This is a genomic window from Clostridium intestinale DSM 6191, assembly GCF_900130055.1.
Classification (GTDB): Bacteria; Bacillota; Clostridia; order Clostridiales; family Clostridiaceae; genus Clostridium_T; species Clostridium_T intestinale.
Map to the genome: position 1 here is coordinate 327,196 of NZ_FQXU01000007.1, position 22,231 is coordinate 349,426.

A 22,231-nucleotide genomic window follows, 5' to 3' on the forward strand; every position below is an offset into this window, starting at 1 on the left:
AGGAAGGATAATTTAATTATTTTAAGATAAGCTCGCTATACTTGTTGTAAGCTTCATCATCTACTTCTGCTTTGATGTAAGTTCCTTCTTCTTTATAATCTTCTTCAAGTACATTGCTGTTGTTGTGAAGATATGAAACTATACCACCTTGGTCGTAAGGTATGATAAACTCTGCAAGTTTGAGTTTGTTAGGTAGTTTATCCCCAATCTTTAATAGAAGTTTATCTAAGTTTATCTTTTGTTTTGCAGATATCTCAATGATTTCATAGTTTGAGAACTCATCTCTTAGTTCAGAAAGAGCTTCTTCACTTGCTAAGTCTATCTTGTTTAGTACCAAGAAACCATCTTTATCTCTTGCACCAAGTTCAGCTAAAACTTCTTCAACTGCTTTAATCTGTTCTCTAGCTGTATCTGAAGCTGCATCAACTACATGAAGTAACATATCAGAGTAGATAACTTCTTCTAAAGTTGACTTAAAAGCTTCAACTAGTTCATGAGGAAGCTTTCTTACAAACCCAACTGTGTCAGTTAAAGTTATTAGTCTGTTATCAAGTAGGTTTATAGCTCTAGTTGTAGTATCTAAAGTTGCAAACAACATATTAGCTTCAAATACTTTTTCTTTTTTATTTCCTTCACCTATTGATACCATGTCACACAAAGTGTTTCTAAGTGTTGACTTCCCTGCATTAGTATAACCAACTAGAGAAACTTGAGGTATACTTTGTTTTCCTCTTCTTTCTCTTTGAACTTCTCTATTTTTCTTAATCTTTTTAAGTTCATCACCTAAGTCATAAATTCTTTCTTTTATATGTCTTCTATCAGTTTCAAGTTTCTTTTCTCCAGGTCCCCTAGTACCTATTCCACCACCAGTTCTAGATAGTATGGTTCCAAGTCCTGATAGTCTAGATGCTCTATACTTAAGTTGTGCAAGTTCTACTTGAATTCTTGCTTCTCTAGTTTTAGCTCTTCTTGCAAATATCTCAAGTATTAAAGTAGTTCTATCTATAACTTTAGTTCCTATAGCTTCTTCTAAGTTTCTAACTTGAGAACCAGATAGTTCTTCATCAAAGATTATCAAGTTTGCTCTTAAAGTTTGTTTAAGACTCGCAATCTCTGAAACTTTTCCACTTCCTATAAACAAAGCTGCATCTATCTTTGCTCTATTTTGAAATACCTTGTTCAAGACAGTTATATCACAAGCTTTAGCAAGTTCACCAAGTTCATCTAAACTTTCTTCTGTATCTGTACCAACAAGTATAGCTCTTTCTGCTAAGTCTTCTTCAACATTACTTCTCTTTAGAGCAGTTTCTAAGTTCTGAATTTTCTCTCCTATATTAAAGTTAAAACTTTCGTTTAAGTTTAACCCTAACATGGTTTCAACAATTAAAATATCATTCTCTACTGCACAAAAACCTATAGATACCTCTTTAGGAGTACCATCAACTACACCAACTGCAACTAGTGCATCTAGTTTAAGTTTTAAAAGTGCAGTTACATCAAGTGCAGACAAGTGCGAGTTTCCATTAGGATGAGTATGAACTATTCTAACTCCTGCTAACTTCTTCTCACTTATATCTATAATAGGAAGTTCTACCGAGTTTGAATCACCTACTGCAACTGAAACTATGTTTCCCCTTCTATCTATTCCTACAGATATTTCTCTTTCAACTAATGATGTCAATCTTGAGATTGTATCAATTATTTCCATAGAGCAATATTCATACTTTAAAACCTTTAATTTATATATTTCTTCTAACTCTTTTAAGTAAGAGTTTTTAATTCCTTCAATATTCCCATAAATCATAAAATTTCACCTCATTTTCTTGAATTACTAAAACTTTCAATGTAATTTTAAACTATATAATAGTAGATGTAAACTATATTAGTTTGTCTATTTTGAATGAAATTATAGTAGGTGTTGAAATATAGCAAAAAAATTGTTAATATGGATATTATGATTTTAGTATTTTTAAATATTCTATATTAATTGTTGGAGGATACCATGGAAGATAAAAAAAGAAATATACTTATTTCGGAGGAACAAATTTCCGTAAGAATTAAGGAATTAGGAAAAGAGCTTTCAGAAGAATATAAAGATAAAAATCTATATGTTCTATCACTTTTGAGAGGAAGCTTTATATTTTCAGCTGATTTAGTGAGAGCTTTAGATGTTAAAACTAAAGTTGGTTTTATGACTACATCAAGCTATGGTCACGCAGAAGAATCTACAGGTAAAGTAAAGGTTATTAACGATATTCCTGATAACATTGAAGGATATGATGTTTTAATAGTTGATGATATAGTAGATACAGGATACACAATGGAGTTTATAGTTAACCATGTTAAATCATTAGGAGCAAAATCAGTAAAATCTTGTGTTTTATTAGATAAACCTTCAAGAAGAAAGGTTGATATAAACCCTGACTATAGATGTTTTGAAATTGAAGATGTTTTTGTAGTTGGCTTCGGATTAGATTATGGCAATTACTATAGAAATGTTCCTTACGTATTTAACTGGGAATAATACATATTTAGGTATCACAAACTTAGTTTGTGATACCTTTTCTATTTATATGAATATTATAAATATATATTATTTTTTTAGGTGATCTAATGTTTATATCCATGCCAGAGTCGTTTAATGTTCAAGTTAAATATGATGAAAACTTAGTTTTTAATAGAAAAGAGACAATTATAGGTATATCCCTGCCTTTAGGTGGTGGTGAAGAGAGATGGCCATCTGACAGTAACTTTCTTAAAGATTATGCAAGAAGAAGAAATGCCTTATTAAAATTTTCTGAGCTTACTATAACTACCTCGGACCAGTTAGCAGAAGTTGAAAAACTTATAACACAAGGAATAGATGTGTTAATAATTGCTCCAGTAAATTCAGATGAAGCTTCAATAATAATTGATAAAGTTAAAGAGTATAATATCCCTGTTGTTGCTTATGATAGATTTATTTTTAATAGCGATATTGACTTTTTTGTAGCATTTAATTCACTTAATATAGGGGAACTACAAGGTAGATATCTAACTCAAAGAGCACCTACTGGCAATTACATTGTACTTGCTGGTGATCTGACTGATTCTAACTCAATATTATATAAAGATGGAGCTATGATTTATATTAAGCCTTTAGAAGCTATTAGGAGAATAAAAATAGTTACTGATGAATTTATTAAAGATTGGAATCCCAACTTAGCTTATGATGTTGTGAAAAAATCCCTTGTAGCAAACAACAATAATATTGTGGCAATATTATCTCCAAATGATGCTTTTGCAGGTGCATCAATAAAAGCACTCAAGGAACAAAATCTTGCTGGAAAGGTTCTTGTTACTGGACTAGATGGAGAACCATCGGCTCTTAAAAGAATTCTTGATGGAACACAATCTATGACTATCTTTACTGACTTCAGAAAAGAGGCAGAAGCTGCAATTGATATTGCAATAAACTTAGCTAACAACCTTCCATTAAACATATATATAGAAATAAATAATGGAAAAAAGGAAGTTCCTTCACTATTATTAGCCCCCGTAACTGTTGATAGAAACAATATACAAGAGGTTCTTCTAAACAGTGGGTATATTACTCTACATGATATTTATTCCTTACAAAACTGAGGTGATATGAATGTTTATAAACTTACCAGAAAATTTTTATATGAAGGTTCAATATGATAAGAATTTATTAATAAATAGAAAAGAGACAATTATAGGTATATCCCTGCCTTTAGGTGGTGGCGAGAAAAGATGGCCAATGGATAGCACTTTCCTTAAAGACTATGCAAGAAGAAAAAATGCAGTATTAAAGTTTTCAGAAAGAGCAAGCACTAATTCTGAACAATTGACCCAAGTAGAGGATTTAATAAAACAAAATATAGATGTTTTGATATTAGCTCCTATAAACTCTAAAGAGGCTTCTATTATAGTTGATAAAGCCAAGGAATCAAATATAAAGGTTGTTAATTACGATAGACTTATCCCTAATAGCGACGTTGATTTCTTTGTATCCTTTAACGGAGTAAATATGGGTGAATTACAAGGGCGTTACCTTACTCAAAGAGCTCCTATTGGAAATTACATCATATTATCTGGAGATCCTAACGATACTAATTCTAAATTATATAAAGAAGGAGCCATGCTGTATATAGAACCTTTAAATTCTATTGGTAAAATAAAAATAGTTACTGAAGAATCTGTTAAGGATTGGAATCCTAATGTAGCTTACGATATAGTGAAAAAATCTCTCATTACAAATGATAACAATATTGATGCAATATTAGCTCCTAATGATGTTGTTGCGGGAGGTTCTATAAAAGCACTAGAAGAACAGGGCATTGCCGGAAAAGTTCTTGTAACTGGAATAGATGCAGAACCTGCTGCAATTAGAAGAATACTTGAAGGTACTCAATCTATGACTATATTCACAGATTTTAGAAAAGAGGCTGAGGTAGCCATTGATGCTGCAATAAATCTAGTTGAAAATAAACCGTTAAACGCATTTTCTGAAACAAATAACGGTAAGAAAATTGTTCCTTCATTGCTTTTAACACCAGTAATTGTTGATAGAAATAATATACAAGAGGTTCTTCTAAATACCGGTTATATTACTCTACACGATATTTATTCTTTGCAAAACTGAGGTGATATAAATGTTTATAGAGTTACCAGAAAACTTTTATATTAAAGTTCAATATGAATTTATTAAGGTTGAAGATAAACATATGTATATCTTCAACCTTAATTTTATTTTCCAAAGTCCAAATTAGTAGTAGGAACTTTTCCAACTATTATAGTTTCCGCAACTGGTATGGTGTTTTTTATCTGAACTTCATCACTTTTTGTTGCAATTATAACTTTTATTGAAGTTTCAACCTCAAGGTAAATCTTATGCCGCGTTTGGTTAATTCCAGCTGACTCAAACTCAGATATATAATTTGTCTTTACACTTCCTATAGGCAACATTCTAACTTTAACTGATGGTCCTAAATTAGATAATATAACATTTTTACTTATATATCCTATAGGTATCTTTATCCCAACAGCACCCATCTCTCTTAACTTATTTTGAGACTCTAAAGAAACCTTAGCTGCTAAAGAGTTTAATTTTATAGTATCCGCTCTAATCATGGTAATATTTCCTTGCCCATCCTTTTCTATTTTCATAATATCATCATAATTAAATTCTTTATCATATAAGTCTAAAATGTTTCGATCTATGACTTCAATAGCCCTTGTTCTCATCTCTCCATCTGCTACAACCATGAGGGTTGACAATATTATTTTATCTAACATGTATATAAATAATATTAACAAGCTAATAATTATAGATAAAAATACTAATATTCGTTTATTAGTTGATGTTTTTTTAGTATAATATTTCATATGCAACCTCTCAATTTTATTATTAACATTTTTTATGTTATAATGATTACTAAATGATGATTAATTCATTTTCATGTGTTTTAGGAGGAAAGAATGAACAATAACAATAAAGAAAATAAAAAACCTAAAAATAAATCCAAGAAAAAAAAGAAATCCCGAAAAGTATTTAAAACCATTGCGTTATCTATTGGATTTATTATATTGACTGGAATTATAGTCGCCTGTGGATATGTTTATGCAATAATTAAAAGTGCTCCAGAACTAGACGTTAATTCAGTTTTAAGTTTAAGTGAACCTTCTGCCATATATGATAGCAATGAACAGCTAATCGATACTGTACACACCGAAGAAGAGCGTTACGTGGTCTCACTTAATAATATGTCTGATTATTTGAAAAATGCCTATGTGTCTATAGAAGATGAGAGATTTTATGACCATATAGGTATAGATTTAAGAAGAATTGCAGGGGCTGCTTTTACTGATGTTAAAAATAAGCTAACTGGAAAATCTGGTCTGCATGGTGCATCCACTTTAACCCAGCAGCTTTTAAAAAATACTATCTTAACTAACGATGTTACTATGGAAAGAAAATTAACAGAAATGTACCTTGCTACTAAGTTAGAAAAGATACTTCAAAAAGATCAAATCTTAGAAGCATACCTTAATACTATTCCTTTAGGTGGTAAGTTATACGGAGTTGAAGCTGCTTCAATGTACTACTTCGGAAAACCAGCTAAAGATCTTAATTTAATACAAAGTGCTTATATAGCTGGAATTACTCAAGCTCCATCTTACTACAGCGCATATACAGAAAAAATGCAAACTGACCCTACTCCTTTCATAAATAGAACTAAAACCGTTTTATCAAAAATGAAGGATCTAGGTAAAATATCAGAGGAAGAATATAACCAAGCTATTAGTACTCTAGATGAAAAGAAAAGAGATGCTTACGAATTTAAAACTCAAAAGATATCTTATAAATTAAACTACGAATGGTTTGTTAATCCAGCCATTTCTCAAGTTAAAAAAGACTTAAAAGAACAATTAAAACTAAGTGATGCTGAAATATCAAAGATGTTAGTAAATGGTGGTTTAAAAATATACACTACCATGGATAGATCTCTTCAAGATCATGCTCAAAGTGTTTTGGACAATGAAGCTAATTTAAGAGATTTCGGTAGATCAGCTGAAAAAAATGATAAGGGAGTTTATACTCTTCAAGCTTCTGCTGTAATTATGGACTATAGAAGTGGTCAAGTTAAAGCTATGATAGGAGGACGTGGTGAACAGGATGCTAATTCTTTAAACAGAGCTTACAGCATATTAAAACCTATTGGTTCATCTACGAAACCTTTAACGGTATACGCCCCAGCTATAGATTTAAAAATGGTTAATCCAGCTACAGGCTTTAATGATGCTCCTCTACCTACAGAATTCCAAAACAAATATAAAGGTAACGGAGAACCTTATAACCCAAAAAACTCACCTAATCAATATAGTGGTATTATTCCTATAAGAGTGGCTTTAAGAGAATCTAAAAACGTTGTTGCAGTACAGGTCGAAGATAAAATAGGTTTAAAAAATGGAATAGCTTATGGTGAACAATTTGGACTTACTTATGCGGACGCCTCTAAAAACATTGCTGCAGTTGCTCTAGGTGAATTTGATAGTGACCCCAAAAATCCAGATGGTGGTAATCCATTTATATTAGCTCAAGCTTATGGGACTTTTGGTAATAGTGGTATTTATACAGAAGGCGCTCTTTACACTAAGGTTGTAGATGCTACAGGGAAAACCATATTAACTAAAACTCCAAAAACTAAAACAATACTTTCTGCTCAAGCAGCATATATAACTTATGATTTACTTAAAGAACCAGTTGAAAACTACTCTTCAAGTAAGGCTAAATTTGGTGCTATGCCAGTACAAGGTAAAACAGGTACTACTTCAAGCAGTAAAGACTTATGGTTTGCTGGTTTAACTCCATATCTATCTGGAGCTGTATGGGTAGGTTATGATAAACCTGAAGCTTTAGGTGCAGGCAGTGGTTATGTTGCTGGCTTATGGGGAAAGATAATGGCTAAGGCCCATGAAGGTTTAGAAGTTAAGGATATACCTCAACCTTCAGGAATTCATAAAATGCCTCTATCTTCTTTATCTGGGAAACTGCCAAGCGAAGGCACAGCTCGTGATCCTAGAGGAAGTAAGGTTGTTAATGACTGGGTTATAGATGGCTCTGAGCCTACAGAAACTGATGATTCTTATGTTATTGCTAAAGTTAATAAACTTAATGGAAAGCTTGCAACTGCAAGTACTCCTGCAAACTTAATTGAGGAAAGAGTATTTATTAAAGGAGCTACAGGTCCAGATGCTAAATACGCTCCTCCTACAGAACTTGATGATTACAAACCATCTGATGACAAAAAAGATGATCCTAAAAAAGACAATGACAAAAAAGATGATGATACAGAAAAAAATGATACACCATCTAATACCGATCCAACAAAACCTGCAACTCATTAAAAATAATAAACAAGGAGACTGATTAAAATTCAGTCTCCTTGTTTATTTTCTTGAACTAAGTCCAATCAAACATTCCCTATCTTCTGTTGTAAAAGATAATGTAGCAGGGTTATAATCTCTTCTTATTATGCTATTAAAAACTTTTGACGCAACCTCATTATAATTACCGCATAAATCAGTTATATCATCATTAAAAAACTGTACTATCTCCTTTTTTATAATGCCTACTACTTGCCCAACAGTTTCTGCTACCACATTTGGAATTATACCATCTGTAATTACAAATCCCCTATATAATGGGTTTCCGCCTAATGCATCTGTTAAAAGCTTTGACAGCTCTTCCCCATTTAATTTATGAATACGAGGATATACCCGTATCTCACAAGGTGCATAAACCTTTATTTTTAATCTACTTTCACCGTATACATACTCTGGAACAAGCATATTTGCAATAGCTTTAGCTTTTTTATTATCATTAACTAAAATCCTAACAACATATTTCTCGCAAGACCTTTCCTCAAGTTCTCCAACTTCCACTTGAGGGTCTAATCCAATGGTGCAAGCAATTTTGTTTCTTTGAGTTACCCATGGTGGAGATAACTTAGTACCTGAGTGTATCATACAATTACCCCCTTTTAACTTCCTATTTTAGTATATTCTTCCAGTCGAATAATGTTGAATATTTTAAGTTAACTTTTGAAAACAAATTTGCTTAGAAATCTGATTATTGCTTGAATCAAGGGTATATTTATATATGTATGGACAATTATTTTCTCTCCAAAGCCTCATATAAATTGCATCAGCTTTCTCTTTATAATAATAATTTTCCTCATATTCATCACTAAACTCTAAAAATTCTTTAATTGAAGACATTTCAAGTTCTACATCACTATTTTTAGAATTTTTGAACAAGGGATATAAGTATTTGAGAGGAAGTAGATATTTATTTTTATCTTTTTTCTTCCCCTCCAAAATAAGCCTCTTTATGAAGGTATCTTTTTCCTCTTCTTTTATATACAATTCTAAAAACAGGAGACCTCTTTTATTTTTATTTACCTTTAACTTCATATTTTTCTCCTATTCTTTATCATAAGTTAAGCTCTAGATTAACAATCTTCTAAATCTTCAATTTGTACACTTATTGCTTTAACAGATATCTGCACTTCATAAATAGATAATCCTAAAGAAATAAGCAAAGCTATAAGGGACACTCCAAAGGTTATTTCTCCCAGTAAATATCTATCTAAAAATATGCTAAACATTGATAATACGCATAAAAAGAAACTTATTGCAGCAGCAATTTGAGTATATCTTATAATTTGTATTCTTTTATTTAAATTTCTAATCTGCTTTAAAAATCTAGGCTCCTTTTCTTTTCTATACTGAATATCTAAACTTCTTAATAACTGAGCTAAATTTAAAAATCTTGTTGTATATGCAGATATTAACAATGAAATAGCTGTAAATAATAAGGCAGGTGTGGTTAATTCAAACTTCATTACTCTTCTCCTATTTTAAAATGTTATAATATTATAATATTGTAATGTTCCAACATTATAACATTGTAATATTATAATAATACTTCTACAAATTTATTTCAAATATTCACTTATTTTTACTAATTAAACATATAACTTCTTCTCTATCCATATTTAACTTGTCCATTTTTGTACTATGTAGTATAATTATTCTATAAATTCAGAAAATGGAGGTACTAAACATGGGATTAAGAGATTTAGTAGAAAAAAAGAAAAGAGAACAATTAAAGAGAAAAAAGATAGAATCAGCAAAAAAAATTAGTGTAGGTGCTACTGCTGGTATAGCTCTTGGAGTTCTAGGCGGATTACTTTTAGCTCCTAAGTCTGGTAAAGAAACAAGAGAAGACATTAAGGATGCTTATAAAAAAACTAATGAAAATATAAAAAACACTGTAAATGATACAATTACTTTAGCTAAAGATAAAAAAGAAGAAACTATTTCTAATGTAAAAGAAGCTAAAGAAAAAATTGCTTCATACCTAGAATCTAAGAAAAATTCTGTTGCAGTTAATAAGGAGATTGAAGAAGTTAAAGAAGCAGTTGAAGAAATAGCTGATAACTTGGAGGAATAAGATGTACGTTGATATAAGATATATATTTTGGGGCATTATAGGAATAGCTCTTGTTATAACCTTAGGTTACTTAGCCCTAACTTTTAAAAAACTATCAAGTTTATTAGACAATATTAACTCTACCCTAACTTCTAATAAGGAAAACATAAATAAAACAACAACTAATATTGCTGATATAACTGGCAATGTTAAAGATATAAGTGATGCAGCAACTGACGTTACTGCTGATGTTATTGTTGCTAAAGATAGCCTTATAAATAATATGGTTATTTTTAAAGACATCTTGTCAATAGTTTTAACTACATTTAAAAAATAAAAAAGCGACTATGTCGCTTTTTTTATTCTATATATTCTAATAACTTTTCTGTTAACTCTTCTCCTACTATAGCATTAATAATTTTAAAAGTTCCTTCCATTGAGCTCTTCCCACCTCTAGCTGTAACTATTCTCCCATTATCTACAAAGTTTTTTCCACTTATAGTAGTTGAAGGCGATAATACTTGAACTTTATCAACTATAAAATTAGGAGCTGCAATAGTGTGATCCTTAATTAATCCGCATTGAGCTAATAGTAAGATTCCCTCTCCAGTAGCAATTATAAAATCCGAAGACTTGTACTCATTTTTTACGAAATTGCAAAGTTTTGAATCATTTAATACATTATTGAAGCTGCTTCCCCCTGGTATTATAAGTATGTCGGAAGAAAGTTCATTTTCTATACCTCTTCTTGGAATTATATCTACTCCATTTGAGGCTTTAACAGTCCGCTCTCCTACTGTATATAAATCAAATATTTCTTTATCAGCTACTTTATTTAAGAGATTAAATAGTTCAAAGGTTGATGCAATTTCCATAAAATCTACACCATCATAAACTACACAACATACATTTTTCTTTTCGCTTTTAGATATAGTTAAAAAAGAACTTTTAGAAATTCTATAAGTAAATTCTCCTTTTTGCTGCCTTATGACTTCAAAACCAAAGGTATCCTCTATACTTTCAGGATATCTATTTAATACCTTTTCCATCATAATTTGTCCACCAAATTCTAAAAAATAATACTCTAATAACAATCTAATAGCTTCTTTTCCATATCCTTGTCTTCTGTATTTATCTTCTATTTTAATATTAAACCTAGCTATCTTAGTTGCAGAGTCATATCCATGAAAACTGACTTCTCCAATAGGTACATTATCTATATTATAAATCAAGCAATAAAAGTTCTTACCATCAGAAGGATAAATCATTTTTTGATAAAATAGCTGCCACTTTTCTTTAGGGAAATTAAAAACGCCCCCTATATCCTCCATTGTCTTTTCATCATTCCACAATCTCTGGGTATATTCTAATTCATTGAATTCCGGCTGTTTAATGTATATTAATTTCCCATCACGCCTATATAAATTATTTTTCATATAATCACCCATAATTTCCTTTGATACTAATAATATCTCATATTTTAACTTTTTTATCAATTGCATTTTATTTTTGATAGTTATTTGTAACTTATGAGGTAAAAAAATCTTGATTTACTTATTTATTGACTATATAATAATATTTGTTTGTTTAGTAATCTTAAACTTTCAGTTTAGTAAAACTTACATTTCACAACTTAAAAGGAGTGTTTATATGCAAATAGGTGATAAAATACGACGATTAAGAATCGAGAAACAATTAACTCAAGAAGAATTAGCTAATAGGTGTGAACTCTCTAAAGGATTTATTTCTCAACTAGAAAATGATCTAACTTCTCCATCTATAGCTACTTTAATAGATATATTAGAAATCTTAGGTACTAACCTTACAGAGTTTTTTAGTGAAGACAATCAAGAAAGAGTTACTTTCACTAAAGATGATATGTTTGAAAAAGAAGACTCTGAGCTTAAGTATTCCCTTATGTGGTTAATACCTAATGCTCAAAAAAATGAAATGGAACCTATTATGATAACTCTTGATCCAGATGGAAGATATGTAGAAGAAGAACCTCATGAAGGTGAGGAATTTGGATATGTATTATCTGGTATAATAACTCTTCATTTAGGCGACAGAAAATACAAAGTTAGAAAAGGCGAAAGCTTTTATTTTAAACCTAGGGAAAATCACTTTATTTCTAATCCTGGTAAAACTTCAGCAAAGGTTATATGGATTAGTACTCCCCCATCATTTTAGAAAGAGGTGTTTGTTTTGTCAGAAAACATTATTGAAATTAAAAATGTATCAAAAAATTATGTTGAGCATAAGGTATTAGATGACTTATGTATTAGTGTAAAGAAAAATGAGTTTTTGACTCTTTTAGGTCCTAGTGGTTGTGGAAAAACAACAACCTTAAAGATATTAGCAGGTTTTGAATCAGCTGATAAAGGCGACATTATTTTTGAAGAGAAAGTTATTAATAATATTCCTCCATATAAGAGAGCTCTTAATACTGTGTTCCAAAAGTATGCATTATTCCCACACATGGATGTATATGATAATGTATCTTTTGGTTTAAAAATAAAAAAGCTTTCCAAAGATGAAATAGATGAAAAAGTTAAAAATATTCTTAAATTAGTTTCTCTTGATGGGTTTGAAAATCGTAGTATTGACTCCTTATCAGGTGGTCAACAACAAAGAGTTGCTATAGCTAGAGCTTTAGTAAACGAACCTAAAGTTTTGCTTCTAGATGAGCCTTTAGGTGCTTTAGATTTAATACTTAGAAAAGAAATGCAACTTGAACTTAAAAAGATTCAACAAAAATTAGGTATAACCTTTATATTTGTAACTCACGATCAAGAAGAAGCATTAACTATGTCTGATAAAATCATAGTTATGAATAACGGTAAGATTCAACAAATGGGAACTCCCGAAGATATCTATAACGAACCTGCAAACTCTTTTGTAGCTAGATTTATAGGAGAAAGTAACATATTACCTGGAATTATGAAAGAAGATTTTAAAGTAAACTTCTGCAATAAAGATTTCGAATGTGTGGACAAGGGCTTCTTAGAAAATGAAGAAATTGAAGTGGTAATTCGTCCTGAAGATATTAAGATAACTTCCAAAGAAGAAGGAATGTTATTTGGAACTGTAACTTCAGTAATTTTTAAAGGTGTTCATTATGAGATAGAACTTATGGAAGCTGATAGAAGATGGATAATACATAATACTAAAAATGCTTCAGTTGGAGATATTCTAGGAATGAATATATTCCCAGAAGATATTCACATAATGAGAAAGGTGAGTGAAAATGAATAAAAGAAAAGGACTTGCAGCTTACCCTTACCTAGTTTGGAGTATTCTATTTATAGTTATTCCACTACTTATAGTGTTATTTTTCAGCTTCACTGTAAAAGTAGCTGATTCTTATGTTTTCAGCTTAGAGAACTATCAAAAACTATTTTCAACTCAATACCTAAAGGTTTTTGGAAGAAGTTTAAGTTTAGCTTTAATCTCAACTTTAGCTTGCTTAGTTTTAGGCTATCCTATTGCTTATATAATATCTAAAAAAGCTGCTAGTAGTAGAAATATGCTTATAATGCTCATTATTCTTCCTATGTGGATGAACTTTTTACTTAGAACCTATTCTTGGCTTTCTATCTTAGGTAAAAATGGTATCATAAATACTCTTTTAATGAAGATAGGTTTAGGTCCTATAGATATACTTTATACAGATACTGCTGTTATTTTAGGAATGATATACAACTTTTTACCTTTTATGATTATTCCTATTTATACAGTACTAATAAAGATTGATTCTGATTTATTAAATGCTGCTGCAGATTTAGGTGCAGATAGATCAATCGTATTTAAAAAGGTTATTTTCCCACTATCAATCCCAGGGGTAATGTCTGGTATAACAATGGTATTTATGCCTGCTGTATCAACTTTTATAATTTCAAGCCTTCTAGGTGGTGGACAATACATGTTAGTTGGTAACCTTATAGAACAGCAATTTACAAATATAGGGGATTGGAATTTTGGATCTGCTATTTCAATCTTTATGATGATAATAATTCTTATATCTATGGCTATACTATCTAGATATGAAGGTGACAACAGTAAGGAAGGCGGTGCTATTTTATAATGAAAAGATTAGAAAGTATAAGCTCAAAAGTATACATGTTTTTAATTTTCTTATTTCTATATGCACCTATACTTGCTTTATTAGTGTTTTCCTTTAATGATTCTAAATCCATGGCATCTTGGCAAGGATTTACCTTCAAGTGGTATATAGAGCTTCTACACAATGATAAGATTCTAAGAGCCTTATATAACACCATACTTATAGCTTTATCATCAGCAACTATAGCAACTATAATAGGTACTATTGCAGCTATCGGTATATTTAATATGAAAGGTAAACTTAAGAACATTTTATTAAACATAAACTACTTACCTGTTCTTAACCCAGATATAGTTACAGGTATAGCTTTGATGAGTTTATTTGTTTTCTTCAGTCTTACTTTTGGATATAAAACAATGCTTTTAGCTCATATTACCTTTAATATACCCTATGTAATATTATCTGTTTTACCTAAACTTAAACAGATGCCTGTTAATATAACAGATGCAGCTTTAGATTTAGGTGCAACACCTAGTTATACTTTAAGAAAGATAATAATTCCTCAAATACAACCAGGTATTTTAGCAGGTTTCTTGATGGCTTTTACCATGAGTATAGACGACTTTGTAATTTCCTTCTTTACTACTGGTTCAGGAGTTTCAAATCTTTCTATAGAGATTTTCTCAATGGCTAGAAGAGGAATTAAACCAGAAATAAATGCACTTTCAACTTTGATGTTTATTACAGTACTTTCTCTTTTACTTCTTGTAAATAAGAAAGAGTTAACTTCTGAAAAGAAAACTAAGAAAGTAACTAACAAAAATAACAACAAAGCCTTAGCTTTTGCTCTTGCTATTGTTGTACTTGTTTCTACTTTAGTATTTGTTGGAAAGAGTAACTCTACTACCAAAACCCTAAATGTATTTAACGTAGGTGATTACATAGATAGAGATTTACTTGATAAGTTTGAACAAGAGACAGGCATCAAGGTAAACTATGAAGAATATGATACAAACGAAATAATGTATCAAAAACTAAAGGGCGGTAATTCAGACTATGACATAGTTGTACCATCTGATTACATGTTAGAGAAAATGATTAAAGAAGATATGGTTGAGAAACTTAACTTTGACAATCTGCCTAACTATGAATATATAGATGAAGATTATAAAGGACTTTCATATGATCCTAACAATGAATATTCTGTACCATATATGTGGGGAACTGTTGGTATAATCTACAATACAACTATGGTTGATGACCCTGTAGATTCTTGGAACATTCTTTGGAATCCTAAATATACTAAGGAAATAATGATGTTTGACTCTATAAGAGATACTCTAGCTATTTCTCTTAAGAGATTAGGATATTCTTTAAATTCTACTAATCCACAAGAAATAACTAAAGCTAAAGATGAGTTAATAAAACAAAAACCTTTAGTTAAAGCATATGTGGTTGATGAAGTTAAGGATAGAATGATAGGTGGAGAGGCTGCTTTAGCTACAGTTTATTCTGGAGATGCTATCTATATGATGGAAGAGAACCCTGACTTAGCTTATGTGGTTCCTGAGGAAGGTAGTAATAAGTGGTTTGATACTATGGTAATTCCTAAAGGTTCAAAACACAAAGAAGAAGCTGAAGCCTTTATAAACTTCTTACTTGACCCAGAAAATGCAAAACAAAACGTTGAGTATATTGGATACTCTACACCTAATGCTGCTGCTTATGAGCTTCTAGATGAAGAAACTCAAGAAGATGAAGCTGCATATCCTCCTGAAGATATCTTAGACAAATGTGAAGTGTTTATAGATTTAGGAGATAAGATAAAACTTTATGATGATGCATGGCTTGAAATAAAAAGTCATTAAAACAAAAACGGATTCCTTAAAAGAATCCGTTTTTTATATGTTATTAAACAGCTTAAAACCAAAGTGCTATTTCCCTTTCAGCACTAGATTTAGAATCAGATGAGTGTACTGAGTTTTCAGTTTTATTAACTGCAAAAAGCTTTCTTATGGTTCCCTCTTCTGCCTTTTCTGGATCTGTTGCTCCATTTATCCTTCTTACTTCCTCTACTGCATTTTCACCTTCTAAAATCACAGCACATAAAGGACTTCTTGTTATATATTTTATAAGGTTGTCATAAAATACTTTTTCTTTATGTTCTTCATAGTGTTTTTCAGCTAAACTTTTATCTACTTTAAAAAGCTTCATAGCTACTATTTTTAGATTATTACTTTCATAACAGTCCAATATCTTTCCTATTAAATTTCTTTCAACTGCATCAGGTTTAATTAGAACAAAACTTTTCTCAATCATAGTCATAAATTCCTCCATATTCCAGTCTACTTAATATTATACCAAATATTCTGTATATTTCAAATATTAAAATATTTCTCTTTTATTTTTCCTTTTATGAAACTTTTTGATATAATTTTATTATTAAAGGTTGGAGGTAATTATGAAAAGATATCATATTATTGCTTCTGGTAGAGTTCAGGGAGTTGGTTTTAGATATTTTGTACTTCTTAAAGCCAACACCCTTAATTTAACTGGAACAGTTAGAAATCAATCCAATGGAAATGTTGAAATTTTTGCTCAAGGCGACGAAGAGCATATTCTTAAACTAATAAGTGAACTTTATAAAGGAAATGGCTTTTCTTCTGTTGATGACATAAGTTCAAAGGAAGTTCCTTTAGAAAATAAAGAAAAATCTTTTAAACTAGTCTACTAATGAAAAAATAGTTAAGTGTTCAACTCGAACCCTTAACTATTCCCAAATTGTTTATTAAATTTATTTTTTAATACAGTGCTATCTAATATCATAAGATCGTTTGCCCTTACGATAGAGTATATATCTATTGCATATACCTTTTCGCCTTTTGCATTTTGTGCTGTTGAGTATCCGCCTTTTTCCAAAGCCTTTGCCATAGCTTCGTAATCTTTTGCCTCAAAAACCCCCGCCTGTCTATATCTAGGATGAGTAGTTAAGAAGTTACCATAATCATCAAAAGACTCTGATACAGTGTCATATAACCTAAATTTATCTTTTATTTTTTCATTATGAAACTCTGTGGTTTCCATAGTTACGGTTTTTCCCTTCCAACTAGTATCAGCCTTTATGCCAAAGTAGTTCTTTGCCTGTTGGCTTAATACTGATTCTCCCCAGTGACTTTCATAAAAAGCTTGTGCAACTACTATAGAAGGTAATATACCATACTTTTCATAAACCTCTATTGCATAAGGTTTAACACTTTCAACAAACTTTCTTTGAGGCGAGTCTTTCTTTAAATTCTCTGAATATAGTCCCAGGTCATCTAATTGTTCATAATATGATGTTACTCTTGATGTTTGTTTATCATCAAATTTTAAGTCCGCCGCTACCTCTAGCATATCTTTTGCGCCGTAATATGTTTTACCACCTGACTGTTTTTCTATTATAAAACTTTCAGCTATGTTTTTTATTTCATTTTCATCAACGTTTACTATGTAATTATTTGCTTTTACAGCACTAATTGCTGCAAGCTCTTTCCAATTTAACTGAATCTTTTCTACACCCATTTTATCTGCTTCATCTACATACAATCTAATTATGTCCTTAGTTATTGCTATGTTTTTAAGTCTTGCTTGCTCTAACTTATATCTGTTGTACTTTTTAAGAGCATATACTGACCCTAAAGCCCCAATTAGCATTAAAACCATAAGTGTAGCTAAAATTTTAAGCCCTCTTCCTTTTTTCATTAAACCACCTCACTTTAACATAATATCATAAATCCCTTTAGTTTGAATATAAAAAACACCAGAAAATTTCTGGTGTTTTTATTAAAAATATGTTACAAATTCTTAACTTAACGTTATTATCCTTTTATTTACTGCACTTATTATTCCTTTTATGGAAGCTAATATGATATTACTATCTGTACCTACTCCATAATAACTTTCATTTTTGTCATCTGTTATTTCAATATATGCAACTGATTCTGCATTTGAGTCACTTCCTAAAGAGTGCTGAGTATATGATGTTACCTTACATCCTCCAAATAGTCCATTTAAAGCATGAACAAAGGCATCTATAGGCCCATTACCTGAACCTGTTATATTAACCTTCACACCATTATTTTTCATCTCAGCCTTTATACATATGTCTTGACTTGAAAACTCCTTACTACTGATTTCAAAGCTCTCTAAGACTAGTGGGGATGGTATATTTAAATAGTTATCTTTAAAGGCTTCTAATATAGTTTCAGCATTAACTTCTTTAGCACTTTTATCTGCAATGTTTTGAATAACTAAACTTAAATCCTTTTGCATGAATTTAGGTATAGTAAATCCATAATAGTTTTGCATGATAAAGGCAATTCCACCTTTTCCTGATTGAGCGTTAATTCTAATTAAAGCTTCATAATTTCTGCCAACATCTTTAGGATCTATAGGTAGATATGGCACCTCCCAGTATCCGCCATCTTTGTAATCAACAAGTCCTTTATTAATAGCATCTTGATGAGAACCTGAATATGCAGTGTACACAAGTTCCCCAGCATAAGGTTGCCTTTCTGGGATAATCATCTCGGTACAATCTTCATATATATCTACTATATTATCTATCTTACCAAAATCTATCTCTGGATCTATCCCTTGTGTATATAGATTTAATCCTAAAGTGACTAAGTCGACATTTCCAGTTCTCTCTCCATTACCAAATAGAGTTCCTTCTATACGATCTATCCCAGCAAGCATAGCAAGTTCTGCAGTTGCAACTGCTGTTCCTCTATCGTTATGAGGATGAGAACTAAGTATTATACATTCTCTATTTTCTATATTATTTGAGAACCACTCTATTTGATCTGCGTATATATTAGGTGTATACATCTCTACCGTTGTAGGAAGATTTAAAATTACCTTATCTTCTATAGTAGGTTTCCATTCCTTAACCACTGCATCACATATCCCTAATGCATAATCTAATTCTGTTCCACTAAAGCTTTCTGGAGAATATTCTAAGGTAAATTTAGTTTCTGGATATTCTCTTGTTAGTTCCTTTATAATTTTAGTACCATCTACTGCTAAATCTATAACTTCTTGTTTAGATTTATTAAACACAACTCTTCTTTGTGCAACTGATGTAGAGTTATATAAATGTACTACTGCCTTTTTTGCTCCTTTAAGAGCTTCAAAGGACTTTTCTATAAGTTCTCTTCTTGCCTGAGTTAATATTTGTATAGTAACATCTTCTGGTATTAAATTATTTTCTATAAGATGTCTAGTAAAATCAAATTCTATTTGCGAAGCTGCTGGAAAACCTATTTCAATTTCCTTGTACCCCATTTCAACAAGGAGATTAAAAAACTCCATCTTTTTCTCTAAGCTCATAGGATTTCTAAGCGCTTGATTACCATCTCTTAAATCTACACTACACCATATTGGTGCTTTAGTTATTAGATTACTCGGCCACTTTCTTTCTTTTAATTCTACATTTTGATACTGCTTATACTTTTTAAATCCTTCTCTTTTCATAGTTTTGCCCCCTTTTTTATTTGAAATTGGATGGTAGAGTTCTCAGCTTCTTTTTAACTTCATAAATGTATGCAAACTTTTTACAAACTCCTAAAGCATAAAAAGCGCCCTAACACTCCATATTGGAGCGCAAGGGCGCGGTACCATCCAAACTTATAACTTAATTAAAATAACGGTTATTAACCGGTTGAATCTACTTAATTTCAATTCACAGCTCTTTGAGCGAGTTCAGAAAATTCATCTGCAGACTTACACCAACCGACTGCTCTCTAAAAAACACTTCTTCTTACTACTCTCATTCATCGCCTTTGATATTTTAGTAAAATATTATACTAATTCCATATAAATGTCAACCCTATTTTTCCAAATTATTTTTAACGTAATTAGGAAGAGCAAATGCACCTCTATGAATATCCTCATTATAATATTTAGTATAGTTTAATTTTTCTTTAAATTCAAACCCTTTAAAGTCCTTTAAAGGATGATATTTTTTAGATGCAAATCCAAATAACCAATGTCCTGATGCATATGTAGGCATGTTATATTGATAAACTTCACATATAGGGAAGATATTTTTAATCTTACTATATGATCTCTTCATTTCTCTAGCGTTATTAGGATAATATGGACTTTCACATTGGTTAACCATAATTCCATCCTTTGTTAAAGCCTTAAAGCAGTCTTTATAGAACGACTCTGTAAATAGTCCTTCTCCAGGCCCTATAGGATCTGTAGAGTCTACAATTATTATATCATAATAATCTTCCTTATCTTTAACATACTCTAATCCATCTTGATAAAAGACTTTAACTCTTTCATCAGAAAGTTTACTTGAAGTAAAAGGTAGGTATTTTATAGATGCCTCAACAACAACTGGATCTATTTCAACCATGTGAATTTCTTCAATATTTTTAAAAGATGTAAGTTCTCTAACTGTACCTCCATCTCCTCCACCTATTACTAAAGCCCTTTTTATATTAGGATTAACTCCTAAGGCAACATGAGTTATCATTTCATGATAAATAAACTCATCCTTTTCAGTAACCATTGTCCATCCATCAATAACTAAAACTCTTCCAAATTCATAAGTATCTATAATATCGATTTTTTGAAAATCGCTTTGTCCTGTAAATATATGTTCCTTTACCTTCATTGAAAATTTAACATTTTCAGTTTGATTTTCTGTATACCACAATTCCATCTTTGTTCCTCCTACTACTAAACATCCATAGGTTTAAAAGTTATAACTTCATCTTGAACCTTAGAATAATTTCTTATTTTCTCAACCATTCCTCTAGCAATTTCTGTAGATTCACTTCTTTCTGCTTTTAGTACATCTTCTAAGTAATCAAATGCATCCCATGGATTTATTGTATCTCCACAGGTATATAAATCTACAGACGCATAACCATATTCTGGCCATGTATGAATTGTTAAATGAGATTCTTGTATTATTACTGCACCACTAACTCCCCAGGGATTAAACCTGTGAAAACAACTAGTCACTATCGTAGCCTTTGATCGTATAGCTGCCTCTCTCATATATTCTTCGATTATTTTATGATCCTTTAGTAAGTCCTTATCGCAATTATAATATTCAACTAAAATGTGTCTTCCCAATTGTTCTAGTTTCATTTTAATCCCTCCATTAATATTTAATATGTCCTATATGTTACATAAATATTTTTGTAGTAACACAGCGAATAACATAAAAACCTCCTTAAATACTATTTATATAAACTTTTATATATATTTATATATATTTTGTTTACTAATATTAAATTTCAAGTTTAATTTATTAAACTTTTTTCATTTGTTTACTTTTACTAAACTTGATGTTTTATATATATTAACCAATAAATACTATATCATATTTTAAATGTTAATATATAATCTAAAATTAGGCGAAAAAATAAGATCAGCTTACTTTATACTAAACTAATCTTAATTTACTCATATTTTCTTTTATTATTTATGATTTCCTATATATATTGATTAAAAATTATCCCAAAGTTCTTCTAAATCTTCATAATCCATAAATACATTTTCTAAAAGATCAGCTACATCATCTTCATTCCAATAATTATATTTTTCAACATTCTGAAGAAAAATCACATTACCATCAGTTTCACCTTTTACTAATTTTATTTTATTAACTCTATGAACATATTCTTCAATAGGCAAAACTAATTCGTTGTTAATACTAAGACAGCATAACCTTTCGTTAGTTTCATCTCTTACATCAAGAACTATCTCTTCTTCATGTAAAAGTTTTTGAAGAAAATCTCTTTGAACCTTATTTCCATAATCAAACCACATATCATAGATACTTTCTTCAACCTCCCCTATCTTAATTAAAATTAAAAGTATGGTAACTTTTTTATTCTCAATATAGGCAGTTTTTATTCTTATATCTACCTCTTGGCTAATATAGTCTAATAGATCTTTGTAGTCTTTTATAAATATAAAAGGTACATCTTTCCCATTAAAATTAACCACTAAAGGTACTGCGGCACCAGGTGGTGTCTGATCTAACACATCATTTACTGTTATATTATTCATATTATCACTTCCTATACTATTAAGTCTCTCGCTAAATATCTAAGATAGAGTATAAAAGTGACTATTTAAAATAGCCACTTCCATATTTTTGT

General features: G+C 30.5%; 23 protein-coding genes and 1 other annotated feature. Of the genes, 11 read left to right on the forward strand and 12 right to left on the reverse strand.

Annotated features, from left to right (window positions below; all coding sequences use genetic code 11):
- Positions 1 to 16: 16 nt before the first annotated feature.
- Positions 17 to 1,804, reverse strand: coding sequence for a GTPase HflX (gene hflX / locus BUA92_RS12585; protein ID WP_073020016.1), 1,788 nt, complete (start codon positions 1,802 to 1,804; stop codon positions 17 to 19).
- 198 nt (positions 1,805 to 2,002) lie between these two features.
- Here hflX and hpt point away from each other — a divergent pair, with 198 nt between their 5' ends.
- The 3 genes from hpt (at position 2,003) to BUA92_RS12600 (ending at position 4,645) form a co-directional block, all read left to right on the forward strand.
- Entirely contained in the window at positions 2,003 to 2,524 is a 522-nt protein-coding gene (hpt, locus tag BUA92_RS12590) for a hypoxanthine phosphoribosyltransferase (RefSeq protein ID WP_021801272.1), read from the forward strand.
- Positions 2,525 to 2,613: 89 nt separating this feature from the next.
- Positions 2,614 to 3,624 (forward strand): sugar ABC transporter substrate-binding protein, encoded by a 1,011-nt coding sequence (locus BUA92_RS12595; protein ID WP_073020017.1) that lies wholly within the window; start codon positions 2,614 to 2,616, stop codon positions 3,622 to 3,624.
- A gap of 10 nt (positions 3,625 to 3,634) precedes the next feature.
- Positions 3,635 to 4,645 carry a sugar ABC transporter substrate-binding protein gene (locus BUA92_RS12600; RefSeq protein ID WP_073020018.1) on the forward strand — a complete coding sequence of 337 codons (1,011 nt, stop codon included), beginning with the start codon at positions 3,635 to 3,637 and terminating at the stop codon, positions 4,643 to 4,645.
- 104 nt (positions 4,646 to 4,749) lie between these two features.
- Here BUA92_RS12600 and yunB read toward each other — a convergent pair whose 3' ends face one another.
- On the reverse strand, positions 4,750 to 5,388 hold the full coding sequence (gene yunB, locus BUA92_RS12605; RefSeq protein WP_073020019.1) for a sporulation protein YunB: 639 nt from the start codon (positions 5,386 to 5,388) through the stop codon (positions 4,750 to 4,752).
- Between the two features lie 93 nt (positions 5,389 to 5,481).
- Here yunB and BUA92_RS12610 point away from each other — a divergent pair, with 93 nt between their 5' ends.
- Positions 5,482 to 7,911, forward strand: coding sequence for a transglycosylase domain-containing protein (locus tag BUA92_RS12610; protein WP_073020020.1), 2,430 nt, complete (start codon positions 5,482 to 5,484; stop codon positions 7,909 to 7,911).
- Positions 7,912 to 7,953: 42 nt separating this feature from the next.
- Here the strand turns inward: BUA92_RS12610 and BUA92_RS12615 are convergent, their stop codons facing one another.
- The 3 genes from BUA92_RS12615 to BUA92_RS12625 all read right to left on the reverse strand — a co-directional run bounded on the left by BUA92_RS12615 (position 7,954) and on the right by BUA92_RS12625 (position 9,410).
- Positions 7,954 to 8,532: a hypothetical protein gene (locus BUA92_RS12615; protein WP_073020021.1), complete on the reverse strand. Its 579-nt coding sequence runs from the start codon at positions 8,530 to 8,532 to the stop codon at positions 7,954 to 7,956.
- Positions 8,533 to 8,595: 63 nt separating this feature from the next.
- Positions 8,596 to 8,979 carry a hypothetical protein gene (locus BUA92_RS12620; protein WP_073020022.1) on the reverse strand — a complete coding sequence of 128 codons (384 nt, stop codon included), beginning with the start codon at positions 8,977 to 8,979 and terminating at the stop codon, positions 8,596 to 8,598.
- A gap of 38 nt (positions 8,980 to 9,017) precedes the next feature.
- Positions 9,018 to 9,410 carry a DUF2721 domain-containing protein gene (locus BUA92_RS12625; protein WP_073020023.1) on the reverse strand — a complete coding sequence of 131 codons (393 nt, stop codon included), beginning with the start codon at positions 9,408 to 9,410 and terminating at the stop codon, positions 9,018 to 9,020.
- Between the two features lie 221 nt (positions 9,411 to 9,631).
- Between BUA92_RS12625 and BUA92_RS12630 the strand changes: the two genes are divergently transcribed.
- Together BUA92_RS12630 and BUA92_RS12635 are read left to right on the forward strand one after the other, a co-directional pair.
- Positions 9,632 to 10,021, forward strand: a complete 390-nt coding sequence (locus tag BUA92_RS12630; protein ID WP_073020024.1) for a YtxH domain-containing protein — start codon at positions 9,632 to 9,634, stop codon at positions 10,019 to 10,021.
- Position 10,022: 1 nt separating this feature from the next.
- On the forward strand, positions 10,023 to 10,337 hold the full coding sequence (locus tag BUA92_RS12635; protein WP_073020025.1) for a DUF948 domain-containing protein: 315 nt from the start codon (positions 10,023 to 10,025) through the stop codon (positions 10,335 to 10,337).
- 22 nt (positions 10,338 to 10,359) lie between these two features.
- On the opposite strand, the gene BUA92_RS12640 is transcribed toward BUA92_RS12635, so the two are convergent.
- Positions 10,360 to 11,436: a GNAT family N-acetyltransferase gene (locus BUA92_RS12640; RefSeq protein ID WP_073020026.1), complete on the reverse strand. Its 1,077-nt coding sequence runs from the start codon at positions 11,434 to 11,436 to the stop codon at positions 10,360 to 10,362.
- Positions 11,437 to 11,650: 214 nt separating this feature from the next.
- On the opposite strand from BUA92_RS12640, the gene BUA92_RS12645 reads away from it, so the two are divergent.
- The 4 genes from BUA92_RS12645 to BUA92_RS12660 are packed head-to-tail and all read left to right on the forward strand — an operon-like array spanning position 11,651 to position 15,931.
- Positions 11,651 to 12,190 (forward strand): helix-turn-helix domain-containing protein, encoded by a 540-nt coding sequence (locus BUA92_RS12645; protein ID WP_021801263.1) that lies wholly within the window; start codon positions 11,651 to 11,653, stop codon positions 12,188 to 12,190.
- Between the two features lie 15 nt (positions 12,191 to 12,205).
- Complete coding sequence (gene potA / locus BUA92_RS12650; protein ID WP_073020028.1) at positions 12,206 to 13,255, forward strand: spermidine/putrescine ABC transporter ATP-binding protein; 1,050 nt, start codon at positions 12,206 to 12,208, stop codon at positions 13,253 to 13,255.
- Positions 13,248 to 14,084 carry an ABC transporter permease gene (locus BUA92_RS12655; protein WP_073020029.1) on the forward strand — a complete coding sequence of 279 codons (837 nt, stop codon included), beginning with the start codon at positions 13,248 to 13,250 and terminating at the stop codon, positions 14,082 to 14,084. The genes potA and BUA92_RS12655 overlap by 8 nt, the downstream gene beginning before the upstream one ends.
- Positions 14,084 to 15,931, forward strand: a complete 1,848-nt coding sequence (locus tag BUA92_RS12660; protein WP_073020030.1) for an extracellular solute-binding protein — start codon at positions 14,084 to 14,086, stop codon at positions 15,929 to 15,931. Before BUA92_RS12655 ends, BUA92_RS12660 begins: the two co-directional genes overlap by 1 nt.
- 52 nt (positions 15,932 to 15,983) lie before the next feature.
- On the opposite strand, the gene ndk is transcribed toward BUA92_RS12660, so the two are convergent.
- A complete protein-coding gene (gene ndk, locus BUA92_RS12665) occupies positions 15,984 to 16,382 on the reverse strand; it encodes a nucleoside-diphosphate kinase (RefSeq protein ID WP_073020069.1) in 399 nt (132 codons plus the stop codon).
- A 142-nt stretch (positions 16,383 to 16,524) separates the two neighbouring features.
- Between ndk and BUA92_RS12670 the strand changes: the two genes are divergently transcribed.
- A complete protein-coding gene (locus BUA92_RS12670; protein WP_021801257.1) occupies positions 16,525 to 16,797 on the forward strand; it encodes an acylphosphatase in 273 nt (90 codons plus the stop codon).
- A 32-nt stretch (positions 16,798 to 16,829) separates the two neighbouring features.
- On the opposite strand, the gene BUA92_RS12675 is transcribed toward BUA92_RS12670, so the two are convergent.
- The 5 genes from BUA92_RS12675 to BUA92_RS12695 form a co-directional block, all read right to left on the reverse strand.
- Positions 16,830 to 17,804 (reverse strand): glycoside hydrolase family 73 protein, encoded by a 975-nt coding sequence (locus tag BUA92_RS12675; RefSeq protein ID WP_073020031.1) that lies wholly within the window; start codon positions 17,802 to 17,804, stop codon positions 16,830 to 16,832.
- 102 nt (positions 17,805 to 17,906) lie between these two features.
- Positions 17,907 to 19,577, reverse strand: a complete 1,671-nt coding sequence (gene leuA / locus BUA92_RS12680; RefSeq protein ID WP_073020032.1) for a 2-isopropylmalate synthase — start codon at positions 19,575 to 19,577, stop codon at positions 17,907 to 17,909.
- Positions 19,578 to 19,697: 120 nt separating this feature from the next.
- Positions 19,698 to 19,889 (reverse strand) — a binding site (T-box leader).
- 43 nt (positions 19,890 to 19,932) lie between these two features.
- Positions 19,933 to 20,778 carry a polyamine aminopropyltransferase gene (gene speE, locus BUA92_RS12685; protein ID WP_021801254.1) on the reverse strand — a complete coding sequence of 282 codons (846 nt, stop codon included), beginning with the start codon at positions 20,776 to 20,778 and terminating at the stop codon, positions 19,933 to 19,935.
- A gap of 17 nt (positions 20,779 to 20,795) precedes the next feature.
- Positions 20,796 to 21,212, reverse strand: a complete 417-nt coding sequence (gene speD, locus BUA92_RS12690) for an adenosylmethionine decarboxylase (RefSeq protein ID WP_073020033.1) — start codon at positions 21,210 to 21,212, stop codon at positions 20,796 to 20,798.
- Between the two features lie 360 nt (positions 21,213 to 21,572).
- A complete protein-coding gene (locus tag BUA92_RS12695) occupies positions 21,573 to 22,139 on the reverse strand; it encodes a hypothetical protein (RefSeq protein ID WP_021801252.1) in 567 nt (188 codons plus the stop codon).
- Between the last annotated feature and the right edge of the window lie 92 nt (positions 22,140 to 22,231).

What these genes read in the sequence shown, in the direction of transcription:
- hflX (WP_073020016.1), bottom strand. Translation starts at nt 1,804, where the DNA reads ATGATTTATGGGAATATTGAAGGAATTAAAAACTCTTACTTAAAAGAG.
- hpt (WP_021801272.1), top strand. Translation starts at nt 2,003, where the DNA reads ATGGAAGATAAAAAAAGAAATATACTTATTTCGGAGGAACAAATTTCC.
- BUA92_RS12595 (WP_073020017.1), top strand. Translation starts at nt 2,614, where the DNA reads ATGTTTATATCCATGCCAGAGTCGTTTAATGTTCAAGTTAAATATGAT.
- BUA92_RS12600 (WP_073020018.1), top strand. Translation starts at nt 3,635, where the DNA reads ATGTTTATAAACTTACCAGAAAATTTTTATATGAAGGTTCAATATGAT.
- yunB (WP_073020019.1), bottom strand. Translation starts at nt 5,388, where the DNA reads ATGAAATATTATACTAAAAAAACATCAACTAATAAACGAATATTAGTA.
- BUA92_RS12610 (WP_073020020.1), top strand. Translation starts at nt 5,482, where the DNA reads ATGAACAATAACAATAAAGAAAATAAAAAACCTAAAAATAAATCCAAG.
- BUA92_RS12615 (WP_073020021.1), bottom strand. Translation starts at nt 8,532, where the DNA reads ATGATACACTCAGGTACTAAGTTATCTCCACCATGGGTAACTCAAAGA.
- BUA92_RS12620 (WP_073020022.1), bottom strand. Translation starts at nt 8,979, where the DNA reads ATGAAGTTAAAGGTAAATAAAAATAAAAGAGGTCTCCTGTTTTTAGAA.
- BUA92_RS12625 (WP_073020023.1), bottom strand. Translation starts at nt 9,410, where the DNA reads ATGAAGTTTGAATTAACCACACCTGCCTTATTATTTACAGCTATTTCA.
- BUA92_RS12630 (WP_073020024.1), top strand. Translation starts at nt 9,632, where the DNA reads ATGGGATTAAGAGATTTAGTAGAAAAAAAGAAAAGAGAACAATTAAAG.
- BUA92_RS12635 (WP_073020025.1), top strand. Translation starts at nt 10,023, where the DNA reads ATGTACGTTGATATAAGATATATATTTTGGGGCATTATAGGAATAGCT.
- BUA92_RS12640 (WP_073020026.1), bottom strand. Translation starts at nt 11,436, where the DNA reads ATGAAAAATAATTTATATAGGCGTGATGGGAAATTAATATACATTAAA.
- BUA92_RS12645 (WP_021801263.1), top strand. Translation starts at nt 11,651, where the DNA reads ATGCAAATAGGTGATAAAATACGACGATTAAGAATCGAGAAACAATTA.
- BUA92_RS12655 (WP_073020029.1), top strand. Translation starts at nt 13,248, where the DNA reads ATGAATAAAAGAAAAGGACTTGCAGCTTACCCTTACCTAGTTTGGAGT.
- BUA92_RS12660 (WP_073020030.1), top strand. Translation starts at nt 14,084, where the DNA reads ATGAAAAGATTAGAAAGTATAAGCTCAAAAGTATACATGTTTTTAATT.
- ndk (WP_073020069.1), bottom strand. Translation starts at nt 16,382, where the DNA reads ATGATTGAGAAAAGTTTTGTTCTAATTAAACCTGATGCAGTTGAAAGA.
- BUA92_RS12670 (WP_021801257.1), top strand. Translation starts at nt 16,525, where the DNA reads ATGAAAAGATATCATATTATTGCTTCTGGTAGAGTTCAGGGAGTTGGT.
- BUA92_RS12675 (WP_073020031.1), bottom strand. Translation starts at nt 17,804, where the DNA reads ATGAAAAAAGGAAGAGGGCTTAAAATTTTAGCTACACTTATGGTTTTA.
- leuA (WP_073020032.1), bottom strand. Translation starts at nt 19,577, where the DNA reads ATGAAAAGAGAAGGATTTAAAAAGTATAAGCAGTATCAAAATGTAGAA.
- speE (WP_021801254.1), bottom strand. Translation starts at nt 20,778, where the DNA reads ATGGAATTGTGGTATACAGAAAATCAAACTGAAAATGTTAAATTTTCA.
- speD (WP_073020033.1), bottom strand. Translation starts at nt 21,212, where the DNA reads ATGAAACTAGAACAATTGGGAAGACACATTTTAGTTGAATATTATAAT.
- BUA92_RS12695 (WP_021801252.1), bottom strand. Translation starts at nt 22,139, where the DNA reads ATGAATAATATAACAGTAAATGATGTGTTAGATCAGACACCACCTGGT.